This window comes from Flavimaribacter sediminis (assembly GCF_019492055.1).
GTDB lineage: Bacteria > Pseudomonadota > Alphaproteobacteria > Rhizobiales > Rhizobiaceae > Flavimaribacter > Flavimaribacter sediminis.
This window is the reverse complement of sequence record NZ_JAICBX010000001.1, coordinates 1,182,698-1,204,340: the sequence shown is the minus strand read 5'-3', so window position 1 is coordinate 1,204,340 and position 21,643 is coordinate 1,182,698. Positions and strand designations below refer to the sequence as shown.

Here is a 21,643-nt window from a genome sequence, read left to right as displayed (position 1 = left end):
GGTCAAGGCGCAAGGGGTTACAATAATATTGAATAAACGGCGCCATTGGGAAACAGACCGATGCGCCGAACGTTTTAGGGAGCCGACTATGAGCTACAAGACTATCGTTGCCGTGTTGCGGAGTGAGAGCGATTGCGAACCCGTTTTGAACGCCTCAATTTCTCTGTGCAGCCAGAACGACGCCCATCTAATCGGAATTCATGCCGAGCCGACGATGCGCGTAGCTTACACCGCTCCAATGGAAATTCCCGATCCCACGATCTACCAGCAGGACGAGGAAGAAATACAGAAGCGTTCCTCTCTCGTGGAAAAAAAGTTCAGGGATCGTTGCAATGCCGAGGGCGTATCCTTCGAATGGCGTTCGGTTAGGTCTCCTACAGGTGATGGAGCGGTTTCCGCCGTATCCAGCGCGCATTGCGCGGACATCGTTGTCCTGCAACAGCGCAACCCGGACAACACAAACGATTACGCCGATCTCGAATCGCTCGTATTCGAGAGCGGCCGGCCCGTCCTGTTTGTTCCCTACACAGGGCATTCAGGCAAACCTGTCAAATCTGTGCTGGTCGCCTGGAACGCCACACGAGAATCCACCCGCGCCGTCTTTGACGCATTGCCGCTTCTTATGGCGGCGGAAAAGGTCGAGATTTTCATCGTCGATCCAAAGGACACGCTGGAACAAAGCGCCTCTATGGCAGGCGCGGAGATTGCAGCGACCCTTAGTCGGCACGGGATCAACGTGACGGTCAATTCACAGTCCTCTGGCGGCGTGCCTGCAGCGTCGATCATCGAGAACCGGATGTCGGACACCCAGGCGGATCTGTTGGTGATGGGCGCGTACAGCCATTCCAGGATCAAGGAGTTCCTGTTTGGCGGCGTAACCCATACGCTTCTCGATTCGATGACGAATCTGACGTTGATGTCGCGCTGAAAGCCTCGTTCCTGTGGCCATCCGCCGGCGACGGGTTGCGCAATTGTTTCCATCGGCACTAAGACAGTCCATTCACGATTAACGCCGGCGCTGTGAACCGCAGCACCGGCCATGAGGATGGATGGACATGTCGCTGCCGGATAAATCTTTTCCCGTATCCTGGGATCAATTTCATCGCGATGCGCGGGCCCTCGCCTGGCGCATCGCAGGGCTGAATCTTGAACTCGACGGGATCGTCTGCATCACCCGTGGCGGCCTGGTGCCGGCGGCGATCGTAGCGCGGGAACTCAATATCCGTAAAATCGAATCCGTCTGCGTGGCGTCTTATCACGACTACAAGAACCAGGGCGACATGATGGTTCTCAAGCCGATCAACGAAGAGATGCTGGCAACCGAAGGCGAGCGGATATTGATAGTCGACGACCTGACGGATACCGGCAAGACGGCGCGCATTGTCCGGGAGATGCTCCCCAAGGCGCATTTCGCCACCGTATACGCCAAGCCGACCGGTCGTCCGATGGTCGATACGTACATTACGGAAGTCAGCCAGGACACCTGGATCTATTTTCCCTGGGATATGGGCTTCACCTATCAGGAACCGATAGCAAGGGAAAGCTGAGAGCGCTAATGGTTCGCCTTCACCCCGGTAATGCAGATCGCGGGTGTCGGCTCCATCGTCAATTCGTGACTTGCGACAGCCTCAAAACCGGCTTTAGTCATTGCACAGGTCATGTTCCGGGCGGCTTCCAGCGCTGTCTCGCGTGTCGCCTCCTGGTTACGGGGCTGAAGGGTCGTAGCGCACAGGCCGCCAGGCTTCAGCCGATCAAGCAAAAGCGCGAAGACCCGGTCCATATCTCCCAGAAACTGGATAACGTTTATCGAGAAAATTCGGTCGTAAGCATCAGTTTCCTCATATAAAATTTCCAGACCACCAATTTGAAGCTTGAGGCGGCCGGACTCGATACAGGAGTGAAGACGGCGACCGGCCTGGCGGATCATCAGTTCCGAGTGGTCGATACCTACGACGCGGCCTGCCGCTACCGCAGCGAGACATTTCTCGAGAGCAAGCCCAGGCCCGCAGCCGATCTCCAGAATATCCTGCCCCTCCCGCAATTCCAGCAGATCGACGGTCCAGCGACTTCGTTCGGCGCCCGATGGCCGGTTCGCCAATATGTATCCGACGATTCTTCCCAGTGGTCCGTGGGGCTTGCCGAACTGCTCAACAATAACGCTACGCAATGTCATCCTGCACTCCTCGTGGCGGTCAATGCCTCTCAGATGCTAATTGACAACATTATTGTCAATATCTGTTGATTGACAGCGACAGCTGCAGTCGTTTGACTGGCTCCAGTTAATGGCGGGAGGCTATTGTGGCTAACAATCAGGTTTTGAGAACACCCGAAGAGCGATTTAAGGATCTTCCGGACTATGCGTATCGCCCGAACTATCTCGACATTCGCGACGAAACGCTCGGATTATTGCGAATGCACTACCTGGACGAGGGACCGTCGGATGGTCCCCTTGTGCTGCTTTTGCATGGAGAGCCGACATGGTCCTACCTCTATCGGAAAATGATCCCCGTACTCGCCGCAGATGGGCTTCGCGTTCTTGCGCCTGATTTCATCGGTTTTGGAAAATCCGATAAACCGATGGATCGCGCGGCCTACAGTTATGGCGGGCATGTCGGCTGGATGAAACAGTGGCTTTCGGCGGTGGCGCCCGGAGCCATGACTCTTTTCGGACAAGACTGGGGCGGACTGATCGGCCTGCGTCTGGTCGCAGAAATGCCTGCCTCCTTCGACAGGGTGATGATCGGCAATACGGCGCTGCCGACCGGTGACCATCATCCGGGGCAGGCCTTTCTCGACTGGCGGGAATACAGCCAGTCCTCGCCAACGTTCAGGATTGGCGGCGTGGTGGCGCGCGGGACCGTGAAGGGTTTGAGCGACGCGGAAGTCGCGGCCTATGACGCCCCCTACCCCGACGAGAGTTACAAGTCCGGCGCGCGCGTCTTTCCTTCTCTCGTTCCGATTTCGCCGGACGATCCTGCGGCGTCAGCCCAAAAGGACGCCTGGGCCAGTTTGAGGCGATTCGACAAGCCTTTTCTCACATGCTTCTCAGACAAGGATCCCATCATGAAAGGCGGAGAGGCCGTCTTCAAGAAGCTGGTTCCGGGAGCAGCGGGACAAGATCATTTCATTACGCGGGACGCTGGCCATTTTCTGCAGGAAGACGCCGGTCCGTTCCTGGCCGAAAAAATGATCGAATTCATCTCCTCGACTTGAGCTACAGGCAGGTTCTGATTCGCGAAAAAGAACGCCCGAAGCACCTTGACGTCGACCGACTCACGGCGCGCATGAAAGGTTCCCGGCGAAAACGGGAAAAATTCGAAACGGGCTATTTTCGGGGTTGACGAAGCGGCAAGTGCAGGGATTACAAGGCCTTCGCTTTCCCCATTTTCCACAATGATGACACACAATATCTAGTGTTCATAAATCTGTCTTGAACAAGCCCTTGACGGTCCAAAACGAGTCGCGTTGTACTGTGCCGACGTTGTGATGACAGCGCGGCCTGGGCGTTCTTCAATCGGGCCTATATCAGTTGTTTGTGCGGTGTTCTTGCAGGTTGTGGCGACTGGAATACAGTCTTTGCAACCGGGGTTTTTGCGCGCTTTTTTCCGGAAATCCGGCTAAAAAAGTGATTGGTAAAAAGAAGCTGTTAATACTATCTTTAGTGTTTGCGGCCGAGAATGACACAAGATATAGCGCTTGTGGTGAGGAATCACTCAACACCGAAACGCTAATCGAGACACGCAGCCGTCCCTCTCGGAATGGTTGCGAATGTGGGGTATTGCCTGTTGGCGACGGCGCGTCGGCAGGACTTTCAGAAAACGAGGGAAAGAATGCGCATCGAGCGAAAATTCACGAAAGAAGGACACTCTCCCTATGCGGAAATCGAATTCCGCAAGGCCACGAGCGAGATCAGGAATCCCGACGGCTCCATCGTGTTCCGTCTGGAAAACATCGACGTGCCCGCCCAGTTCTCGCAGGTCGCGAGCGACATTCTTGCACAGAAATATTTCCGCAAGGCCGGTGTTCCCGCGCGCCTGAAAAAGGTCGAGGAAAATTCCGTTCCCTCGTGGCTGTGGCGCTCGGAGGCCGACGCGAAGGCGCTGAAAGAACTGCCCGAGGATGAGCGCTACGGTTCCGAAACCGATGCCCGCCAGGTCTTCTCGCGGCTGGCCGGCACCTGGACATACTGGGGCTGGAAAGGCGGCTATTTCGACAGCGAGGAGGACGCCCGCGCATTTCACGATGAAATCGCCTACATGCTGGCCACCCAGCGCGTCGCGCCCAACAGTCCGCAATGGTTCAACACCGGCCTGCACTGGGCCTACGGCATCGACGGCCCCGGTCAGGGCCATTTCTATGTCGATCCGTTCACCGGCAAGCTGACCCGCTCGAAATCCTCATACGAGCATCCGCAGCCGCACGCCTGCTTCATCCAGTCGGTCGGTGACGATCTCGTCAACGAGAACGGCATCATGGATCTGTGGGTGCGCGAGGCGCGTCTGTTCAAATACGGATCGGGCACCGGCTCCAACTTCTCGCATCTTCGCGGCGAAGGCGAAAAGCTCTCCGGCGGCGGCAAGTCGTCGGGCCTCATGTCCTTCCTGAAAATCGGCGACCGCGCAGCCGGCGCCATCAAGTCGGGCGGCACGACGCGCCGCGCCGCCAAGATGGTGGTCGTCGACATCGACCATCCGGATATCGAGGACTACATCAACTGGAAGGTCAAGGAAGAGCAGAAGGTCGCCGCCCTCGTCACCGGTTCGAAGACGGTCTCGCAGCACCTGAAGGCGATCCTCAAGGCCTGCGTGAACTGCGAGGGACCGGACGGCGACTGCTTCGACCCGGCGAAGAACCCGGCGCTGAAGCGCGAAATCCGCGCGGCGAAGAAGGCGTTCGTTCCGGAGAACTACGTCAAGCGCGTGATCCAGTTCGCCCGTCAGGGATACAAGGACATCACGTTCCCGACCTTCAACACAGACTGGGATTCGGAAGCCTATCTGACGGTGTCCGGCCAGAACTCGAACAACTCGGTCTCGATCCGCGACGACTTCCTGAACGCTGTCGAGACCGACGGCGACTGGGACCTGACCGGTCGCATCGACGGCAAGGTCATGAAAACGATCAAGGCGCGCAAGCTGTGGGACGACATCGGCCACGCCGCCTGGGCGTCCGCCGATCCGGGCCTGCACTTCAACACGACCATGAACGACTGGCACACCTGCCCGGCTGCCGGCCCGATCCGCGCGTCCAACCCGTGCTCGGAATACATGTTCCTGGACGACACGGCCTGCAACCTCGCGTCGCTGAACCTGCTGCAGTTCATGGAAGGCAAGGTCAACAAGTTCCGTATTGGCGAGTTCGAACACGCCGTGCGCCTTTGGACCATGGTGCTGGAAATCTCGGTGATGATGGCGCAGTTCCCGTCGAAGCAGATTGCGGAACTGTCCTACAAGTACCGCACGCTCGGGCTCGGCTACGCCAATATCGGCGGCATGCTGATGACGTCGGGCATCCCTTACGACTCCGACGCCGGCCGCGCGATCTGTGGCGCAATCACCGCGATCATGACCGGCGTCGCCTACGCCACCTCGGCGGAGATGTCGGGCGAGCTCGGCCCCTTCCCCGGTTTCGAGCCCAACCGCGACAACATGCTGCGCGTGATGCGCAACCACCGTCAGGCTGCATATGGCGAGACGGCCGGTTACGAGGACCTGTCCATCCTGCCCGTCGCGCTCGTCCATGACGACTGCCCGGACCAGGACCTGGTCGACCACGCCAAGGCCGCGTGGGATCGCGCCGTCGAACTTGGCGAGAAGCACGGCTATCGTAACGCCCAGTCGACGGTGATTGCGCCGACCGGGACGATCGGTCTGGTGATGGACTGCGACACGACCGGCATCGAGCCGGACTTCGCGCTCGTCAAGTTCAAGAAGCTGGCCGGCGGCGGCTACTTCAAGATCATCAACCGCGCGGTGCCGGCGGCGCTTCGCACGCTCGGCTATTCGGAAAGCGCGATCGCCGAGATCGAGGCCTACGCGGTCGGCCACGGCAACCTGAACCAGGCGCCGGCGATCAACCCCGGCTCGCTGAAGGCCAAGGGCTTCACCGACGAAAAGATCGAGGCGCTGAACGCGGCGCTTGGCTCGGCCTTCGACATGAAGTTCGTGTTCAACCAGTGGACGCTCGGCGCCGAGTTCTGCCGTGACGCGCTGGGCGTCAGCGACGAGCAGCTGAACGACCTCGAGTTCAATATGCTGGAGCATCTGGGCTTCTCGAAGAAGGACATCGAGGCGGCCAACATCCATGTCTGCGGATCGATGACGCTGGAAGGCGCGCCGGGCCTGCGTGACGAGCACCTGCCGGTGTTCGACTGCGCCAACCCCTGCGGCAAGATCGGCAAGCGGTATTTGTCGACCGAGAGCCACATCCGGATGATGGCGGCGGCCCAGCCGTTCATTTCCGGCGCGATCTCCAAGACGATCAACATGCCGAACGACGCGAGCATTGAGGACTGCAAGTCGGCCTACATGCTGTCGTGGAAGCTGGCGCTGAAGGCCAACGCCCTCTACCGCGACGGATCGAAACTGTCGCAACCCCTCAACGCCTCGCTGATCGAGGACGAGGACGACGAGGACGACGTCATCGAGGAACTGATCGAGGCGCCGACGGCCGCCCGCGCGGTGACGGTGACCGAGAAGATCGTCGAGCGGGTGATCGAGAAGGTGGTCCGGGACCGCGAGAAGCTGCCGAACCGCCGCAAGGGCTACACCCAGAAGGCCGTCGTCGGCGGACACAAGGTGTACCTGAGGACCGGCGAGTTCGACGACGGACGCCTCGGCGAGATCTTCATCGACATGCACAAGGAAGGCGCGGCCTTCCGCGCTATGATGAACAACTTCGCCATCGCCATCTCGCTCGGCCTGCAATACGGCGTGCCGCTGGAGGAATATGTGGAGGCCTTCACCTTCACCAAGTTCGAGCCGGCCGGCATCGTGACGGGCAACGACGCGATCAAGAACGCGACGTCGATCCTCGACTACGTGTTCCGCGAGCTTGCGGTCTCCTATCTGGAGCGCCACGACCTGTCGCATGTCGACACGTCGGACTTCTCCAACACGGCCCTTGGCAAGGGCATCCAGGAAGGCAAGACTGTGCCGGTTTCCAAGGGCTGGACCCGCGGCCACAAGCTGGAGCTCGTCGCTCCGGGCGGCCAGCCGATGGGCGCGAAGCCCCAGGGCGGCGGCGTCTCGCACAACGTGACGGCGATCGCCGGCGGCGCGGCTGTCGCCCGCTCAGCGCCGGCAATAGACCCGGAAGAGGCCCAGGCCTTCAAGCGCGACTACGAGGAGCGCGCCCGGGAGCTGAGCGAGGAGATCGAGGTCGAGGCATCGGTCACGGTCACCGACACGCTGTTCGACAACGCCGAAGCCAAGATCGAGGCGCATGAGGAGAAGATCGAGGCGAGCCGCCGCGCCAAGGCGATCATGCAGGGATACACCGGCGACGCCTGCTCCGAGTGCTCGAACTTCACCATGGTGCGCAATGGCACCTGCCTGAAGTGCGACACCTGCGGATCGACCAGCGGCTGCAGCTGACCGACCTCACTTCTGGCTGAAATCAGGTCTCCGGACGCGCAAGCGCCCGGAGATTTTTTTACGGGTTGATGGCGGAGATCTTCACGCCGTCCGGCCCGCCGGTGAACCAGACCTCGCCGTCGCCGATCATCGCGCCCTGGTCGCGGATGAAGAGCGAACCGTAGGTCGCCTTTTCGATGGCCGCCAGCACCGCCGGCGTGAACACCTTCGAAAAATCCGCCTGCAGCGCCGCCGCGTCGTCGTAGGTCTTCACGAGCTTGCCCGTCTCGTAGAGGCTGAACGGATAGCGGACCATGGCGACGAGCTTCGCCTTGTCGTCGGCCTTCGCCGCCTGCTTGAGGTCTGTGAGAAACGCCCGGGCCTCGGCCGGCGAGCCGATCTCCGCCATGTCGAGCCGCTCGTCGACGCCGTCGCAGGGCCCGGCCGGATCGCCGCAATCGGCCCATGCCGAACCGCTTCCGAACAACAGCGCCGCGAGAACCAAAAGAAATGAAACGCGCATTTTATACTTTCCTCCGTCAAACATAGATTTCCGACCTACTACTATCATTCTGTACAGACATCACAAATTGCTGGTACGTTTCGGCCGAGATCAAGGAGGAGTTCGACATGGACCAGACATCATCCGCATCGAAACTGGACGAACCCGGCCGCGGCCGGGTGTATGACGGCGCGCCGGAGACGATCGGCAACACGCCGCTGGTCCGGATAAAAAAGCTGACGGCGGAGGCCGGCTGCAAGGCGGACGTGCTCGCCAAGCTCGAATTCTTCAACCCGTTGTCGAGCGTCAAGGACCGCATCGGCGTCGCCATGGTGGAGGCGATGGAGGCCGACGGCACGCTGAAGCCCGGCGGAACGGTGGTGGAGCCGACGTCGGGCAACACCGGCATTGCGCTCGCCTTCGTGTGCGCGGCCAAGGGGTATCGCTGCATCCTCACCATGCCCGACAGCTTCTCGATCGAACGCCGCAAGCTGATGAAATTCCTGGGCGCGGAGCTGGTGCTGACGCCGAAGGAAAAGGGCATCAGGGGCGCGATCGACAAGGCGCAGGAGATCATCGACGCGACGCCCGGCGCGGCCATGCCCTGGCAGTTCGGCAACCCGGCGAACCCGGAAATCCACCGCCGGACGACGGCCGAGGAAATCTGGCGCGACACCGACGGCAAGGTCGACGCGGTGGTGCTGGGCGTCGGAACCGGCGGCACGCTGACCGGCGTCGGCGAGGTTTTGAAGGCCCGCAAGCCGGGGATGAAGGTCGTCGCCGTGGAGCCGGAAAACAGCCCCGTGCTTTCCGGCGGAACCCACTCGCCGCACATGATCCAGGGCATTGGCGCGGGCTTCGTCCCGCCGATCCTCAACACCGACATCATCGACGAGGTGATGCTGGTGAGCAACGAGGAGGCGATGACCACCGCGCGCAGGCTGGCGGCCGAAGAAGGCATTGCCGGCGGCATCTCTTCCGGAGCCGCGCTGGCCTGCGCGATGCGCCTCGCCGCCCGCGACGACATGGCCGGCAAGACGGTGGTGACGGTGCTCGCCAGCAGCTCGGAACGGTATATCTCCACGGCTCTCTTTGACGGGTATGGAGAGGAATAGGCAATCATTTCTGCTCGTTAGAACGACAACTTAAACGATTCTCGAAACAGGATTCAGCTCTGCGTCGCATCTGGCTTTGTTTCGGGAATCCGGATTTCAGGCGTTCGCTGCATCATCTTCCGCCACGCGGACGCGTGGCTGCTGGATGCCGGATCAAGTCCGGCATGAGGGGTGGTGGCAGGGCTTGTTTCATGATCTGGCTTTGTTTCGGGAAATGGCCGTTTCGCCTGTTTGGGTTTGTTTCGGGAATCCGGGTTTCGAGGGTTCGCTGTTTCATCTTCCGCCACGCAGACGCGTGGCTGCTGGATGCCGGATCAGGTCCGGCATGAGGGGTGGTGGGGAGTTTGTTTGACACTCTGGCTTTGTTTCGGGAAATGGCCGTTTCGCGTGTTTGGCTTTGTTTCGGGAATCCGGGTTTCGGGCATTCGCTGCTTCATCTTCCGCCACGCGGACGCGTGGCTGCTGGATGCCGGATCAGGTCCGGCATGAGGGGTGGTGGGGAATTTATTTGACACTCTGGCTTTGTTTCGGGAATTTGGATTTCAGGCCGCAGGGATCCGGTGGCGTGCGGATTCCGCCACCCCTTTTATAGCACATCCGGACCCGGAATGCAGCAGGAATGATCGTGTTTTGTTCCGGCTTTCTTACTTTCACGAAATGATCTCCAGTCACGAATGGCGCCGCCGTATGGATCGCGGATCTTTGTCCGCGATGAGGGGGAGAGGCGGTGCTTGCGTGACCTACGCAGAATGTGAGGCCAGTCAACACGCTGGTTGTTTCTACGGCCCTCTCAAACTACCCTCATCCCGGCCTCCGAGCCGGGATCTATTCGGTCTCACGGCAAATGCCAAGTTCCCGGAATACGTCATTTAGCCGGCCGTGCCTGGCAATTCGCATCAGATACCATGCAACCAGTGGGATATGTCCTCCCATTCAGGATTTATCTCCTCGATCAACGCAAATTTCCATGGTCTTCTCCATTTCTTGATCGCCTTTTCCCTGGCGATTGCCGCGACCAGCAGGTCATGCTCCTCGAACCAGACCAGCGTTTTGACGCCGTATCTGGAGGTAAAGCCGGGCGTCAGATTGTTTTGATGCTCGAAGAGCCGTCCGGGCAAGTCGCGGGTAACGCCTGTGTAGAGCGTTCCCTTTGGTTTGGAGGCAAGGATGTAGACATAGCCTTTCATCGTGTTTGAAATTGCATTGGCGGAAATACAATTTCAAGTAGAAGCGGTGGTTTCGTTGAAAAGCCGTATGGATCGCGGATCTTCGTCCGCGATGAGGGGGAAAGGTAGTGCTCAAACGCCCTTGCCCTCAGTAAATGATGTCACGCCACGCAGTGGCGTGTCCGCATAAAAAGCGGAGGTGCGGCCGCGGTGGGTGACGATGGGGCGGGATTGAAAAAGCCGGCGCAGCGGGGATCGCTGGCGCCGGCCTTTGCCTGTCGCCTACAGGAAGTTCACCTTGCCGGTGGAGATCTCGTAGACGGCGGCGACGGAGCTGATTTTGCCGGCTTCGTGCATTTCCGAGAGGATCGGGTCAGCCGCGGCTGCCTTCTGGGCGTTGAGCTGGGCGTTGCGGGCGGTGGCGGCTTCCAGCAGGTTGTCCGGATTGTCCGCCATGACGTCGTAGACGGCGGGGCGGATGGCGTTGACCAGGCTCGGCAGATGGCCGGGCGGCAGCACCCTGTCCTTGATGGAATCGATCGTGGCGTACACCGCGCCGCAATTGCCGTGACCGAGGACCACGATGGTCTTGACGCCGAGTACGGCGGCGCCGAACTCCAGGCTCGCGAGGCCGTATTCGCTGATGAAATTGCCGGCCACCCGCACGATGAAGAGATCGCCCGGCCCCTGATCGAACACAAGCTCGGGCACCACGCGGGAATCGGCGCAGGCGACGATCGCGGCGAAGGGCGCCTGCCCTTCCGCCCGGCTGAGCCGGCCGGCGGAGTGATCTGAATAGCGCGGCGTGTTCGCCACGTAGCGCGCGTTGCCGTCTTTCAGGCGCTGCAGCGCCTCTTCGGGCGTGGCCGGCGGCGCATCGCTGGTCTGGGCCATGGCCGGAGACGCGGAGACCGCCGTCGCCGCCATGGAAAGAGCAAGCCCGCCGCCCAGCAGGCCGCGACGGCTGATCGATGTATTATTGCATTCCTGACACATATTAACCTCACCATTGTGCGACCGGGTAATATGCGATTTTACGTCAGACACCCGGTTCGCAGGCCGACTTTACGATTACTCGAAGAGTAACGGCTTTCAAGCAGAGGAACTATATACTTCGCAATTCTGGTGCGCTATCGATATTTTCTTCAACACACCAAATAGTTATCCAGCAATTCTTAAGAAGAATTTGAATTAATTCCACCACTTTTGGGGCGTGAAGCGGCCGGCGGCCTGCTCGATGATGTGGCCTGTGCGGAAAAGGGTTTCCTCGTCGAAGGGCTTGCCGATGAGCTGCAGGCCGAGCGGCAGGCCCTGCCCGTCGAGCCCCGCCGGCACCGCGATGCCCGGCAGGCCGGCCATGTTGACGGTGACGGTGAAGATGTCGTTGAGATACATTTTGACCGGATCGGCGGCCATGTCCTGATCCGCGACGCCAAAGGCGGCGGAAGGCGTCGCAGGCGTCAGGATCGCGTCGACGCCTTCGTGGAACACGGTCTCGAAATCGCGCTTGATGAGGGTGCGCACCTTCTGGGCGCGCAGATAATAGGCGTCGTAATAGCCGGCCGACAGCACATAGGTGCCGATCATCACGCGGCGCTTGACCTCCGGCCCGAAGCCGGCGGCGCGGGTCTTTTCGTACATCTCGATGATGTTTTTGCCCTCTTCGCGCAGGCCGTAGCGCACGCCGTCATAGCGCGCGAGGTTGGACGAGGCTTCCGCCGGCGCGACGATGTAATAGGCAGGCAGCGCATATTTGGTGTGCGGCAGGGTGATGTCGACGATCTCGGCGCCGGCGTCGCGCAGCCATTCCACGCCCTGATGCCAGAGGTCCTCGATCTCCTGCGGCATGCCTTCGACGCGGTATTCCTTCGGGATGCCGATCTTCATGCCCTTGACAGACTGGCCGATGCTGGCCTCGTAATCCGGCACAGGGATATCGGCCGAGGTGGTGTCCTTCGCGTCGACCGAGGCCATGGATTTGAGCATGATGGCGGCGTCGCGCACGTCGCGCGTGATCGGGCCCGCCTGGTCGAGCGAGGAGGCGAACGCCACGACGCCCCAGCGCGAGCAGCGGCCATAGGTGGGCTTGACGCCCACAGTGCCGGTGAAGGCCGCCGGCTGGCGGATGGAGCCGCCGGTGTCCGTGGCCGTGGCGCCGGCGCACAAGTGCGCGGCGACGGACGCGGCCGAGCCGCCGGACGAGCCGCCCGGCACCAGCGCCTTGTTGTCGCCCTTGCGCCGCCAGGGGTTTGTCACCGGCCCGTAATAGGACGTCTCGTTGGACGAGCCCATGGCGAACTCGTCCATGTTGAGCTTGCCGAGCATGACGGCGCCGTCGGCGAAGAGGTTCGCCGTGACGGTGGATTCATAGCGCGGCTTGAAGCCGTCGAGGATATGGCTGCAGGCCTGGGTGTGGACGCCTTCGGTGCCGAACAGATCCTTGATGCCGAGCGGGATGCCCTCCAGCGCCCCGCCCTCACCTTTCGCCAGCCGCTCGTCGGACGCGGCCGCCTGTTTGCGCGCGATCTCCGGCGTGACGGCCACATAGGCGTTGAGCTGATCGTTGGCCGCTTCAATGGCCGCGAGATAGGCGTCTGTGAGCTCTGTTGAGGTGATGTCGCGGCTGCGCAGCTTTTCGCGCGCTTCGGCGATGGTGAGGCTTGTGAGTTCGGTCATTTTATTATCGTTTGTCGGTGTGAGCGGGAGCGGAACGGCGGGCTGCTATTCGACGACCTTGGGCACGAGGAAGAAATTCTCGTCGCTGAGCGGCGCGTTGGCGACGATATCGGCGGCCTTGTCGCCGTCGGTCACCACATCCTGGCGCTTTTTCATCTGCATGGGCGTGACCGAGGTCATCGGCTCGACGCCGGTAATATCGACCTCGTTGAGCTGCTCCACGAAGCCGAGAATCGCATTGAGCTCGCCTTCCATTTTCGCCGCCTCCTCATCGGTGACGGCAATGCGGGCGAGATGGGCGACACGCTTGACGGTGGCAAGATCGACGGACATCGGGATCGGCTCCGGGTGATCGGTGATTGATGCTGCTGGCTATAGCCGCCGGGATGCGCGAGGGCAAGTGTGGGCGAGACAAGCAGATCCGCATCACCTAAAAACGTGGACGTAATTAACTGTCGAAATGTGTGGAGCGGGCTGAAAGTCCGGCTCTGACTTTCAGCAATCGGCTATTATATTGTTGCAGTGGTAAAAGCTTGAGGATCTGTCTTTCACGGGCAAACAACATCGGTTTCTTGATGGCAAAATCAACAAGAAAGACAAAAAAACATAGTTTAATGGCGAGAGGCGGCGGCAATGCAACCGCATCCGGAGTAAGTTTTCAAGCTTCAGTAGCAGCGTTTCTAGCCGCACAGGGACTTGCTGAGACACCAGTCGACCCTCGACTTTCGCTCGGCGCCGCTAAGCCAATTGCGTTGAGGTTCGAAACCGAAGCTCCCGTCGATGATATTTTAGTTTCGTTGGATTCGGACGGATGGGCATTCATTCAAAGCAAGAACCGCTTGAGCAATTCGTCGTCTTTGACGAGTGAACTTGGGAAGACATGCGACGAGTTTGCTCGCCTCTGGGAAGCAACAGTATCCGGTACGGGCCAACGAGGCTGGGACCGACCGCTAATTGCCGGTATAGACGTCATGGTTATCGCCATTGGACCCACATCATCAGCCACAATCAAGGACCATCTTACCCACGCTCTCAACATATTCCGGTCAGGCTCACCTGAAACTCTTACCAATAATCAGAAAACAGCATTTGACAGCTTTCGAAAGCTTGTAGGCGCAGCACTCACTGCGCGCGGCGGAGCAATGGCGGCAGTCGATCCTGACATCATACTGAAATTCGTTCACGTGATCGAATTTGATTTTGGTGGTGCCCACCGAACAGCTGCAGAAGCGCTATTGGCTAATGCGTTAGAGGATCATTCCGTTTCCGCCGCCGCCTTTGCCGCGCTTGAAATGGAGTGCGAGCGGCGCATGGCCGACCGTAATGGTGTCACCATCTCCTGTCTTCGCAACGAACTTGCCAGAAGCGGAGTGCCAATCAGCGCACCGCAAGACTATCGAAAAGATGTCGATGCACTGAGAGTGAAGACGCAGCAGGTTGCTAAGGCTCTGCGAGAATTCGAGCAGACGCAGGTCGGCGAAACAAACGTCTCAATTTCAAGGGCCTGTACGAAGGCTTGTGTCAGCTCAGCAAAGAACGGGTCGTTAGTCTTGGTCGGCGAGCCAGGCACGGGGAAGAGCGCTATAATAAACCAGACCGCACGTATTCTACACGCCGAGGGCAACGAGGTTGTTCTGCTCGCCGTAGATAGGTTGCAAGTCGAGTCGATCGAAGGACTATCAAGAGCACTCGGGCTTTCACATCCACTGCCGCAGGTTCTAGCAAACTGGCCGGGCAAAGGACCGGGTTATCTAATTTTCGATGCTCTTGACGCCTGTCGCTTCGCGAAAAGTGAGGCCCTCTACCGAAACATTATGGAAGAAGTCTTCAAGCTTGAAGGCAATCGGTGGCGCGTCGTCGCATCCATTCGCACCTTTGACCTAATGATGGGTCAGGAGTTCGCAAGACTGTTTCGAGGGGCTCCCCCGGATACACCTTTCATCGATAAGCGCTTTCAGTCTGTTCGCCATATTAACATTACAGAGTGGTCAAACACTGAATTTGAGGAGCTACTGTCTAAAATACCTGCGCTACGGATAGCAGTTGACAAAGGAGGAGCTAAACTTGCCGAGCTGGCGCGTGTTCCATTCAACACCCGACTTCTTGCTGATCTTTTGTCGACCGGCGTGGCGCCGGAAAAGTTCAAGCATCTCGCCTCTCAAGTTCAACTGCTAGATATGTACTGGAACAATCGGATCCGGCCTTTGGGCGCAGTGGCAGAACAGTGCCTTTATAACACTGTAAGCGCGATGATCGAAAGACGTCGGATGGAGGCCAGTAGGATTGCGGCAGGCGCTGGAACAGGAAATGTGCTCGATCAATTGCAGCGAGCCGGCGTTTTGATTGCCGTCAACAATGATCGGGGAGTAGCCTTTAGTCACCACATTCTTTTTGATTACACAGCAAGCCGCGTTTTGATTGACCTCAACAATGTATCCAAAACAAAAGAGATTTTTCAGGCAAAGGGTACCGGCTTGCTCCTTGCTCCGGCACTCTCATTTGCTTTTCAACAACTATGGGAAACTTCTGGACGAGAGCGCATACATTTCTGGGAAGCTATAACAGAAATCGTGGGAGATTCTTCCGCTGATCCGGTCGCGCGTATTGTCGCTGCGCGGGCCGGTAGTGACTTTCCTTCGACCACAGGAGACATTGATGGTCTTCTTGGAATGATGGCAAGGCCCCAACAGCACGAAAAGGCATTTTCCACGTTTGGCCAACTCGTCAGTTCCCTGGTTGTGCGACTGGAAGACGACAACAGCGCACCGCCTGAACCTTGGTGTTTGATGGCGGCAGGTGTGGCACCGTATGTCAAGTTTGCCGCCTGGCCGCTTCGCACCCTAATTCATATCTTGATAGACCGCGTCAATGATGCGGGCCTCAAAGACCAACTCGGTACAGCAGCGCGAGCGCTGATAGGGTACTCTTTAACAGCCGAGGGCGGCGACAAACTTATGCCACTCGCAATTGGTTTTGTGGGTAAGACCTTCGGAACAGATCCTATAGCTTCGCGAAGGCTTGTTGAAGAGCTTCTTACAGAAGAGCGGATGGCAGAGCACGCACATATCGACATGTATTGGCTGGCAGCGGAGGTTGGACGAATATCTACCGTCGATCCGGAACTTGTCGTAGAGATTTACGATCGCATATTTTCTCACAAAATCGAAGAGAATGAGCCGACAAGCCTCGGTCAAAGCCGTATTTTGTCGCTAACGAGCAACCGTCGCCAAGACTTCGAAGGCGCGCAGAGTCAATTGAAGGATTCGTTCTCGACATTCGCGCTGGAACACCCGTTGGAAGCTGCAGACGCGGTTGTTAAGGTTTCGAGAGGCTACACAGTCAGTGAGCATTCGCACACGGAATCGGTCGAAACAATAACCGTTCGAACCAACGGTAATCAGGCGAAATTGATCGATGATTATAGCTATATTTGGGCCGCGGAGCACAAGGAGCCCCATGCTGATGATGTACATCAGATTGTGGATTCCTTTGTTGATATGATGCGGGAAACATCCGAGGATGACGTTGTCGCAATCGCTGAGCGGATCATTGCGCAGAATGAATTCGCATGGTTGTGGAATCGGCTGTTCATGGTCGCGAAAGAACGGGGGCGCGCGCTTGCCGCTGCCATGCAACCTTGGGCATGCCAAATTGAGTTTTTGAAGTCGGAAGATACGGTTAAGCCGGCAATCGATCTCACCGCATCCCAATACAAACTACTGCCCCAGAAGGAGAGATCCGCCTTTGAAAAGCAGGTGCTTGAGGCAAACTTTCCTGAATCGTATAGGCCTGACGAAACCCGCCTACGATTTCAGCGAAATATCTTCGGTGCAATTGGCATCGACGCATTGGAAACCTCTGAGGCGAGGAGAGTGATCGAAGAGGCAGATAAAACTGTCCTCGCTGTGGCGAATGAGAATGATGTGCATTACTACCGTTCAAGCGGGATTAAATGCGATGACTTCTCGATACTCCGCGACAAAGGCGTTGATGTTGACGCACCGGATAATGCGCTCATTCTCAGTACGACCTCGGCATGCGAAAAAGCATTATCTAATGTGGAGAGCGCTTCGTCGACAGATTTGCCCATTGTCTTTGAGTTGCGACGACTTCTTTTAAACTTAGGTCTAAGAGCCGACGATTTAGTCGTCGCGCATGGGTGGGAAAGGATTATATGGGCGATTGAGCGTATTACCCACCAAAAGAAGATTGTCCTTACACTGACAGCTACACAGAGAAAAGCAATCGAGGAAACTCTGGTAACCGCGATGTCCGCGCTTGTCGAGGTTACTAATCCTTCAATCGCCGACATGCTGAATCGTGCGCGTGCGGACGCCGCTGGCGCCATGATGAACATGGTTAGAGCCGGTCCTGAGACGATATCGCATTTAAGAAGCTCCATTGAAACATTTGCGGTGGACTCTTCGCCCGAAGTCCGTGCCGAGATAGTCAGGAAGCTCGGCTATCTATGGATGCACGACCAGGAATTCTTCTGGACCCTTTCGGAGCTCATTGCGCGTGTCGATAAGGACGCTCGAATTCTCGGATATCTCTTAAGTAACGTTCGATCGGCGCTTAAATTTGAGCCCGACCGCATTGGCATACTCGCGCAGGTTCTTTTGAACCGGGGAGATATTGACGATTCGGATGATCTGCACCGATTGCAAGAGGGTTTGGGCACGCTCGTCTCTCAACTTTGGGTCCGATATGAGCAGACCGGCGCGCGCGATGTAATCAATGAATGGCTCAGGAGCCGTAGCAAGTACAAAATAGAACTTGGCCATGCTGTTTTCTCCTTACAGAGCAAACTTGTTATTGGATACGACAACGATGAGCCAGCAGATGCGGCGACACGAGGTCGTGCGCATGCGCTCGCTTTTAAAATCATCGACCTCACGGCGGCTGGAATCGAAACTTTCTTTTCGCTCACCCCTGAAGAACAGACAGAGTTAAGAAACCGAGAGGCTTCAGAGGACGCACACCTGCAGGAACAGATGTCAGATCAGTTCTTCTTTGCAGTTGGTGCTCTAGATATCCGTCGAGGGCAAGAGCCGAAGGTTTTGAAAGAGGTCGATCACAAAAAGCGCTTTCTAGATGAAAATAGGCGTACCTTCGCGCGGATCGGCGACACCGCAATGCCAAGGGCGATCTACCACTTGCTAAAACTTCTTGAGTTCCTTGAGCCGGCCGATCCAGCTACCGTTTTCGATCTCTCCTCGCATGCGCTTCTTAAAGCTGGGAGGATTCACGGCTATCAGTTTGAGCAACTCGGAGCAGATCAACTCGTCAAGATGATCGGCCGAACGATTGCTGATCACCGCGAGCTCTTCGAGGACGAAGCCCGGCGGATAGCTCTGGTCGAGGTACTAGAGGTTTTCGTCGATGCCGGATGGCCGGCCGCACGCCGCCTTCTATACCTACTACCTGAGGCGCTGCGTTAGCATCTCAAATTGTTCCGAACCACTGGAGCACCGGTAGCAGAATAAGATAAACCCATCTGCATTTGCACTCCGCTTACAGCTTGATTTTACCTCACCCTTCGACCAGCCAGAACGCCTCACCGTCCATACGCACTGTGCCGTGCGACGGGAGTGGGAAATGTCTGCCGAGCATCAACTCGTCCCTCTCGCTGACCATCTTCTCCATGAGTACGCCTACGGTAAAATCAGGCATGCGCGCCGGTGATCCAGTCCGCCCCGGCTCTCCTCCTTGCGCGCCGCCGACGCGGCGCTGCTGGATTGCGGGTCGAGCCCGTAATGAGGGATTGGGGGAAAGGCTACCGCACAGTCAACCACGTCTCATGCGGATCAGCGAACCGCTTTCCAGGGGCAGTACCGTGCGTCATTGCCCCAGAAGGAACCGGTGGTCCTGATCGACGGCGAACCACGCAGAGGCATCAACCGGATCCCGGTCTTCTTTTTCCGCGATCACGAAGTGAAAGGACGGATTGTCGAGTTTCGGCAATCCGGAAAGTTCCAGAGTCATGGCGTCCGCCGTGTAGATGACGCCGGGTACGCGGTCGAAACCCGAATTCGGCAACCGAAGGTCCAGGGCTTCGCCGTCTTCAGCGCCGATCATCACCAGATTTGCGCCGTCCGACCATTCCTGGGCATCGAGACGCTCCCCGGTCGCGCGACTCCCCTCCAGATCGCTGTCGAGCGTCACGCCGAAGGACAGGCGTTCGATCTCCACGGAGCCGTCGATCAGAAGCAGGATCGCCGTGCATGCGCGCACGCTCATGCCGGGAGGCAATTTCGGTTTGAACGGAACGACCTTCAGGGAAACGGCCTTCTCGACTAGGTCTGGCGAGACGACCTGCGCCGAAGCAGCGACGCCGCCCAGTTCCGTTTCGACGGCTGTCTGTTTGACGATTTCGACCACGAATTCTTCTCCTTCCTCCCGGGAGGTGCCGCCGTATGGATCCCGGGTCAAGCCCGGGATGAGGGAGAGAGGGAAATGGGCGCGAGCGGATCACGGTCGTTGTAGCACGCGGTTTGCGCAGCTTTTCCTCCTTGCGCGCCGCCGACGCGGCGCTGCTGGATTGCGGGTCGAGCCCGCAATGAGGGAGAGAGGGAAATGGGCGCGGGCGGATCACGGTGATTGTAGCGCGCGGTTTGCGCAGCGTCTCCTCCTTGCGCGCCGCCGACGCGGCGCTGCTGGATTGCGGGTCGAGCCCGCAATGAGGGAGAGAGGGAATTGGATACGCGGCGGTGGCGACGCCGCCGCCGTGGTGAGGATATCCTCTCCGCGCGCCGGCTTTGATCTCCTCTTGCGAGGCGAAACGCTGTAAGGTCCGCCGCGACGCCCCATCACGCCCCGAGGACACCCATGGCCGCCCCCGCAGAAACAAGACGACTGGCAGCGATTCTGGCCGCGGATGTGGTGGGATACTCCCGCATGATGCGCGATGACGAGTCCGGCACGCTGTCGGCGCTGAAACGGCACCGGCGGGAGATCTTCGACCCGGCGGTGGAAACGCATCGCGGCAGGATCGTGAAACTGATGGGCGACGGCGCGCTGGTGGAATTCGCAAGCGCTGTCGACGCCGTGAACTGCGCGGTCGCCGTGCAGCGCATGACGCACGAGGACGCGGCCGACGGCCCCGGCCTGACGCTGCGGATCGGCGTCAACATAGGCGACGTCATCATAGACGGCGACGACATCTACGGCGACGGGGTGAATATCGCCGCGCGCCTGGAGGCCGTGGCGGAGCCCGGCGGCGTGTGCGTGTCGTCGATCGTCAACGACAGCGTGGGCGCGCGGGCCGATGTTGTCTTCACGGACGGCGGGAACGTGACGGTGAAGAATATCGATCAGCCGATCAGGATCTGGAAATGGCGCCCGGCCGACGACGCGGCGGCGCCGCGCGCAACGCCCGACGAACAGCCGCGCCGGCCCGAAAAGGCGTCGATCGCCGTGCTGGCGTTCGACAATCTGTCCGGCGACCCCGAACAGGAGTATTTTTCCGACGGCATGACCGAGGACATCATCACCGACCTGTCGAAGATCGGCGGCCTGCTGGTGATCGCCCGCAATTCGAGTTTCGCCTACAAGGGCAAGACGCCGGACATCCGGGCGGTCGGCCGCGAGCTGGGCGTGGCGCATGTGCTGGAAGGCTCCGTCCGCCGGGCCGGCGCCCGCCTGCGCATCACCGCGCAGCTGATCGACGCCGGCGACGGCGCGCACCTGTGGGCGGAGCGGTACGACCGCGAACTGACGGACATCTTCGCCGTTCAGGACGACGTGACCCGGCGCATCGTGGACGCGCTGAAGGTGAAGCTGACGCCGGCGGAAGACGGCCGCATCGGCCAGGTTCCGACCCGCAGCATCGAGGCGCATGACCTTTTCCTGCGCGGCCGGGAAGCGCTTTTGAGCAGCGCCAACACAAGGGACATGTTCGACGTGGCGCTTCAGTCTTTCAACCGGGCGATCGAACTCGACCCGGACTACGCCGATCCCTATGTGGGTCTCGCGCATGCCTACAACCGCGACTTCCAGAACAAATGGCTCGGCCGGGACGACAGCATGGCGCTGTCGCAACGCTATTGCAGCCTGGCGCTGGAAAAGGACCCCGACCTTCCCTATGCGCACTACGTGGCCGGCCTCAACAAGTTCTGGGCGGGGGATATGGCGGCGTCGGCCGCGTCGATCGAGCGGGCGCTGTCGCTCAATCCGAACTTCGCGCCGGCGATCGGCATGCGCGCGCTCGAGAAGATCTACGCCGGCAGGCCGCTGGAGGGCATTCCGGACCTGAAACTGGCGCTGCGCCTGGAACCTATCATGGGGCACCAGTTCCGGCATTTCATCGGCACGGCCTACCTGATCGCGGGCGACTACGAAAACGCCGTGACGAGTTTCAGGCAGCGTATAGAGGCCTCGCCGACCACGGATCTGAGCCGCGGGCTGATGATTGCGGCGCTCGGGCGCCTCGGCCGTGTGGAAGAGGCGCGACAGGTGCGGGATGAGTTGAGCAGGCTCAAGCCCGATTACTCCTTTGCGGAGCACATCGGACGCCTGCCGTTCCAGGATCCGGCGGACCGGGAGCGGATCAGGGAAGGATACGCCCTGGCGGGGCTCGAAGACTGAGCGGCGCGGGTCGCCCCGCCCTAC

15 protein-coding genes are annotated in these 21,643 nt (G+C 59.2%); 7 read left to right on the top strand and 8 right to left on the bottom strand.

Translation table 11 applies throughout. The features are described 5' to 3' along the window. The first annotated feature begins 88 nt into the window (after window positions 1-88). Window positions 89-928 carry a universal stress protein gene (locus tag K1W69_RS05660; protein ID WP_220227335.1) on the top strand — a complete coding sequence of 280 codons (840 nt, stop codon included), beginning with the start codon at window positions 89-91 and terminating at the stop codon, window positions 926-928. Window positions 929-1,055: 127 nt separating this feature from the next. Then, the gene (gene gpt / locus K1W69_RS05655) at window positions 1,056-1,547 is read left to right on the top strand and encodes a xanthine phosphoribosyltransferase (protein WP_220227334.1); all 492 of its coding nucleotides are present in this window, start codon (window positions 1,056-1,058) and stop codon (window positions 1,545-1,547) included. A 5-nt stretch (window positions 1,548-1,552) separates the two neighbouring features. Here the strand turns inward: gpt and K1W69_RS05650 are convergent, their stop codons facing one another. Then, window positions 1,553-2,173 carry a class I SAM-dependent methyltransferase gene (locus K1W69_RS05650; RefSeq protein ID WP_220227333.1) on the bottom strand — a complete coding sequence of 207 codons (621 nt, stop codon included), beginning with the start codon at window positions 2,171-2,173 and terminating at the stop codon, window positions 1,553-1,555. Window positions 2,174-2,298: 125 nt separating this feature from the next. On the opposite strand from K1W69_RS05650, the gene K1W69_RS05645 reads away from it, so the two are divergent. Both K1W69_RS05645 and K1W69_RS05640 read left to right on the top strand, forming a co-directional pair. After that, entirely contained in the window at window positions 2,299-3,213 is a 915-nt protein-coding gene (locus tag K1W69_RS05645; protein ID WP_220227332.1) for a haloalkane dehalogenase, read from the top strand. A gap of 617 nt (window positions 3,214-3,830) precedes the next feature. Beyond that, complete coding sequence (locus tag K1W69_RS05640) at window positions 3,831-7,595, top strand: vitamin B12-dependent ribonucleotide reductase (RefSeq protein ID WP_220227331.1); 3,765 nt, start codon at window positions 3,831-3,833, stop codon at window positions 7,593-7,595. Between the two features lie 58 nt (window positions 7,596-7,653). Here K1W69_RS05640 and K1W69_RS05635 read toward each other — a convergent pair whose 3' ends face one another. Continuing rightward, window positions 7,654-8,097, bottom strand: a complete 444-nt coding sequence (locus K1W69_RS05635; protein ID WP_220227330.1) for a hypothetical protein — start codon at window positions 8,095-8,097, stop codon at window positions 7,654-7,656. A gap of 107 nt (window positions 8,098-8,204) precedes the next feature. Between K1W69_RS05635 and cysK the strand changes: the two genes are divergently transcribed. Further along, window positions 8,205-9,191, top strand: a complete 987-nt coding sequence (gene cysK / locus K1W69_RS05630; protein ID WP_220227329.1) for a cysteine synthase A — start codon at window positions 8,205-8,207, stop codon at window positions 9,189-9,191. An 896-nt stretch (window positions 9,192-10,087) separates the two neighbouring features. Here cysK and K1W69_RS05625 read toward each other — a convergent pair. The 4 genes from K1W69_RS05625 to gatC all read right to left on the bottom strand — a co-directional run bounded on the left by K1W69_RS05625 (window position 10,088) and on the right by gatC (window position 13,366). Then, window positions 10,088-10,378 (bottom strand): GIY-YIG nuclease family protein, encoded by a 291-nt coding sequence (locus K1W69_RS05625; RefSeq protein WP_220227328.1) that lies wholly within the window; start codon window positions 10,376-10,378, stop codon window positions 10,088-10,090. 261 nt (window positions 10,379-10,639) lie between these two features. Then, complete coding sequence (locus K1W69_RS05620; protein WP_220227327.1) at window positions 10,640-11,353, bottom strand: carbonic anhydrase; 714 nt, start codon at window positions 11,351-11,353, stop codon at window positions 10,640-10,642. Between the two features lie 195 nt (window positions 11,354-11,548). Continuing rightward, window positions 11,549-13,033 (bottom strand): Asp-tRNA(Asn)/Glu-tRNA(Gln) amidotransferase subunit GatA, encoded by a 1,485-nt coding sequence (gatA, locus tag K1W69_RS05615; protein ID WP_220227326.1) that lies wholly within the window; start codon window positions 13,031-13,033, stop codon window positions 11,549-11,551. A 45-nt stretch (window positions 13,034-13,078) separates the two neighbouring features. Further along, a complete protein-coding gene (gene gatC / locus K1W69_RS05610; protein WP_220227325.1) occupies window positions 13,079-13,366 on the bottom strand; it encodes an Asp-tRNA(Asn)/Glu-tRNA(Gln) amidotransferase subunit GatC in 288 nt (95 codons plus the stop codon). A 242-nt stretch (window positions 13,367-13,608) separates the two neighbouring features. On the opposite strand from gatC, the gene K1W69_RS05605 reads away from it, so the two are divergent. Then, entirely contained in the window at window positions 13,609-18,474 is a 4,866-nt protein-coding gene (locus K1W69_RS05605; protein ID WP_220227324.1) for an ATP-binding protein, read from the top strand. 91 nt (window positions 18,475-18,565) lie between these two features. Here the strand turns inward: K1W69_RS05605 and K1W69_RS05600 are convergent, their stop codons facing one another. Both K1W69_RS05600 and K1W69_RS05595 read right to left on the bottom strand, forming a co-directional pair. After that, window positions 18,566-18,706: a hypothetical protein gene (locus tag K1W69_RS05600; protein WP_220227323.1), complete on the bottom strand. Its 141-nt coding sequence runs from the start codon at window positions 18,704-18,706 to the stop codon at window positions 18,566-18,568. A 168-nt stretch (window positions 18,707-18,874) separates the two neighbouring features. Then, complete coding sequence (locus K1W69_RS05595) at window positions 18,875-19,414, bottom strand: hypothetical protein (RefSeq protein ID WP_220227322.1); 540 nt, start codon at window positions 19,412-19,414, stop codon at window positions 18,875-18,877. Window positions 19,415-19,861: 447 nt separating this feature from the next. Between K1W69_RS05595 and K1W69_RS05590 the strand changes: the two genes are divergently transcribed. Beyond that, window positions 19,862-21,619 carry an adenylate/guanylate cyclase domain-containing protein gene (locus K1W69_RS05590; RefSeq protein WP_220227321.1) on the top strand — a complete coding sequence of 586 codons (1,758 nt, stop codon included), beginning with the start codon at window positions 19,862-19,864 and terminating at the stop codon, window positions 21,617-21,619. Window positions 21,620-21,643 lie beyond the last annotated feature (24 nt).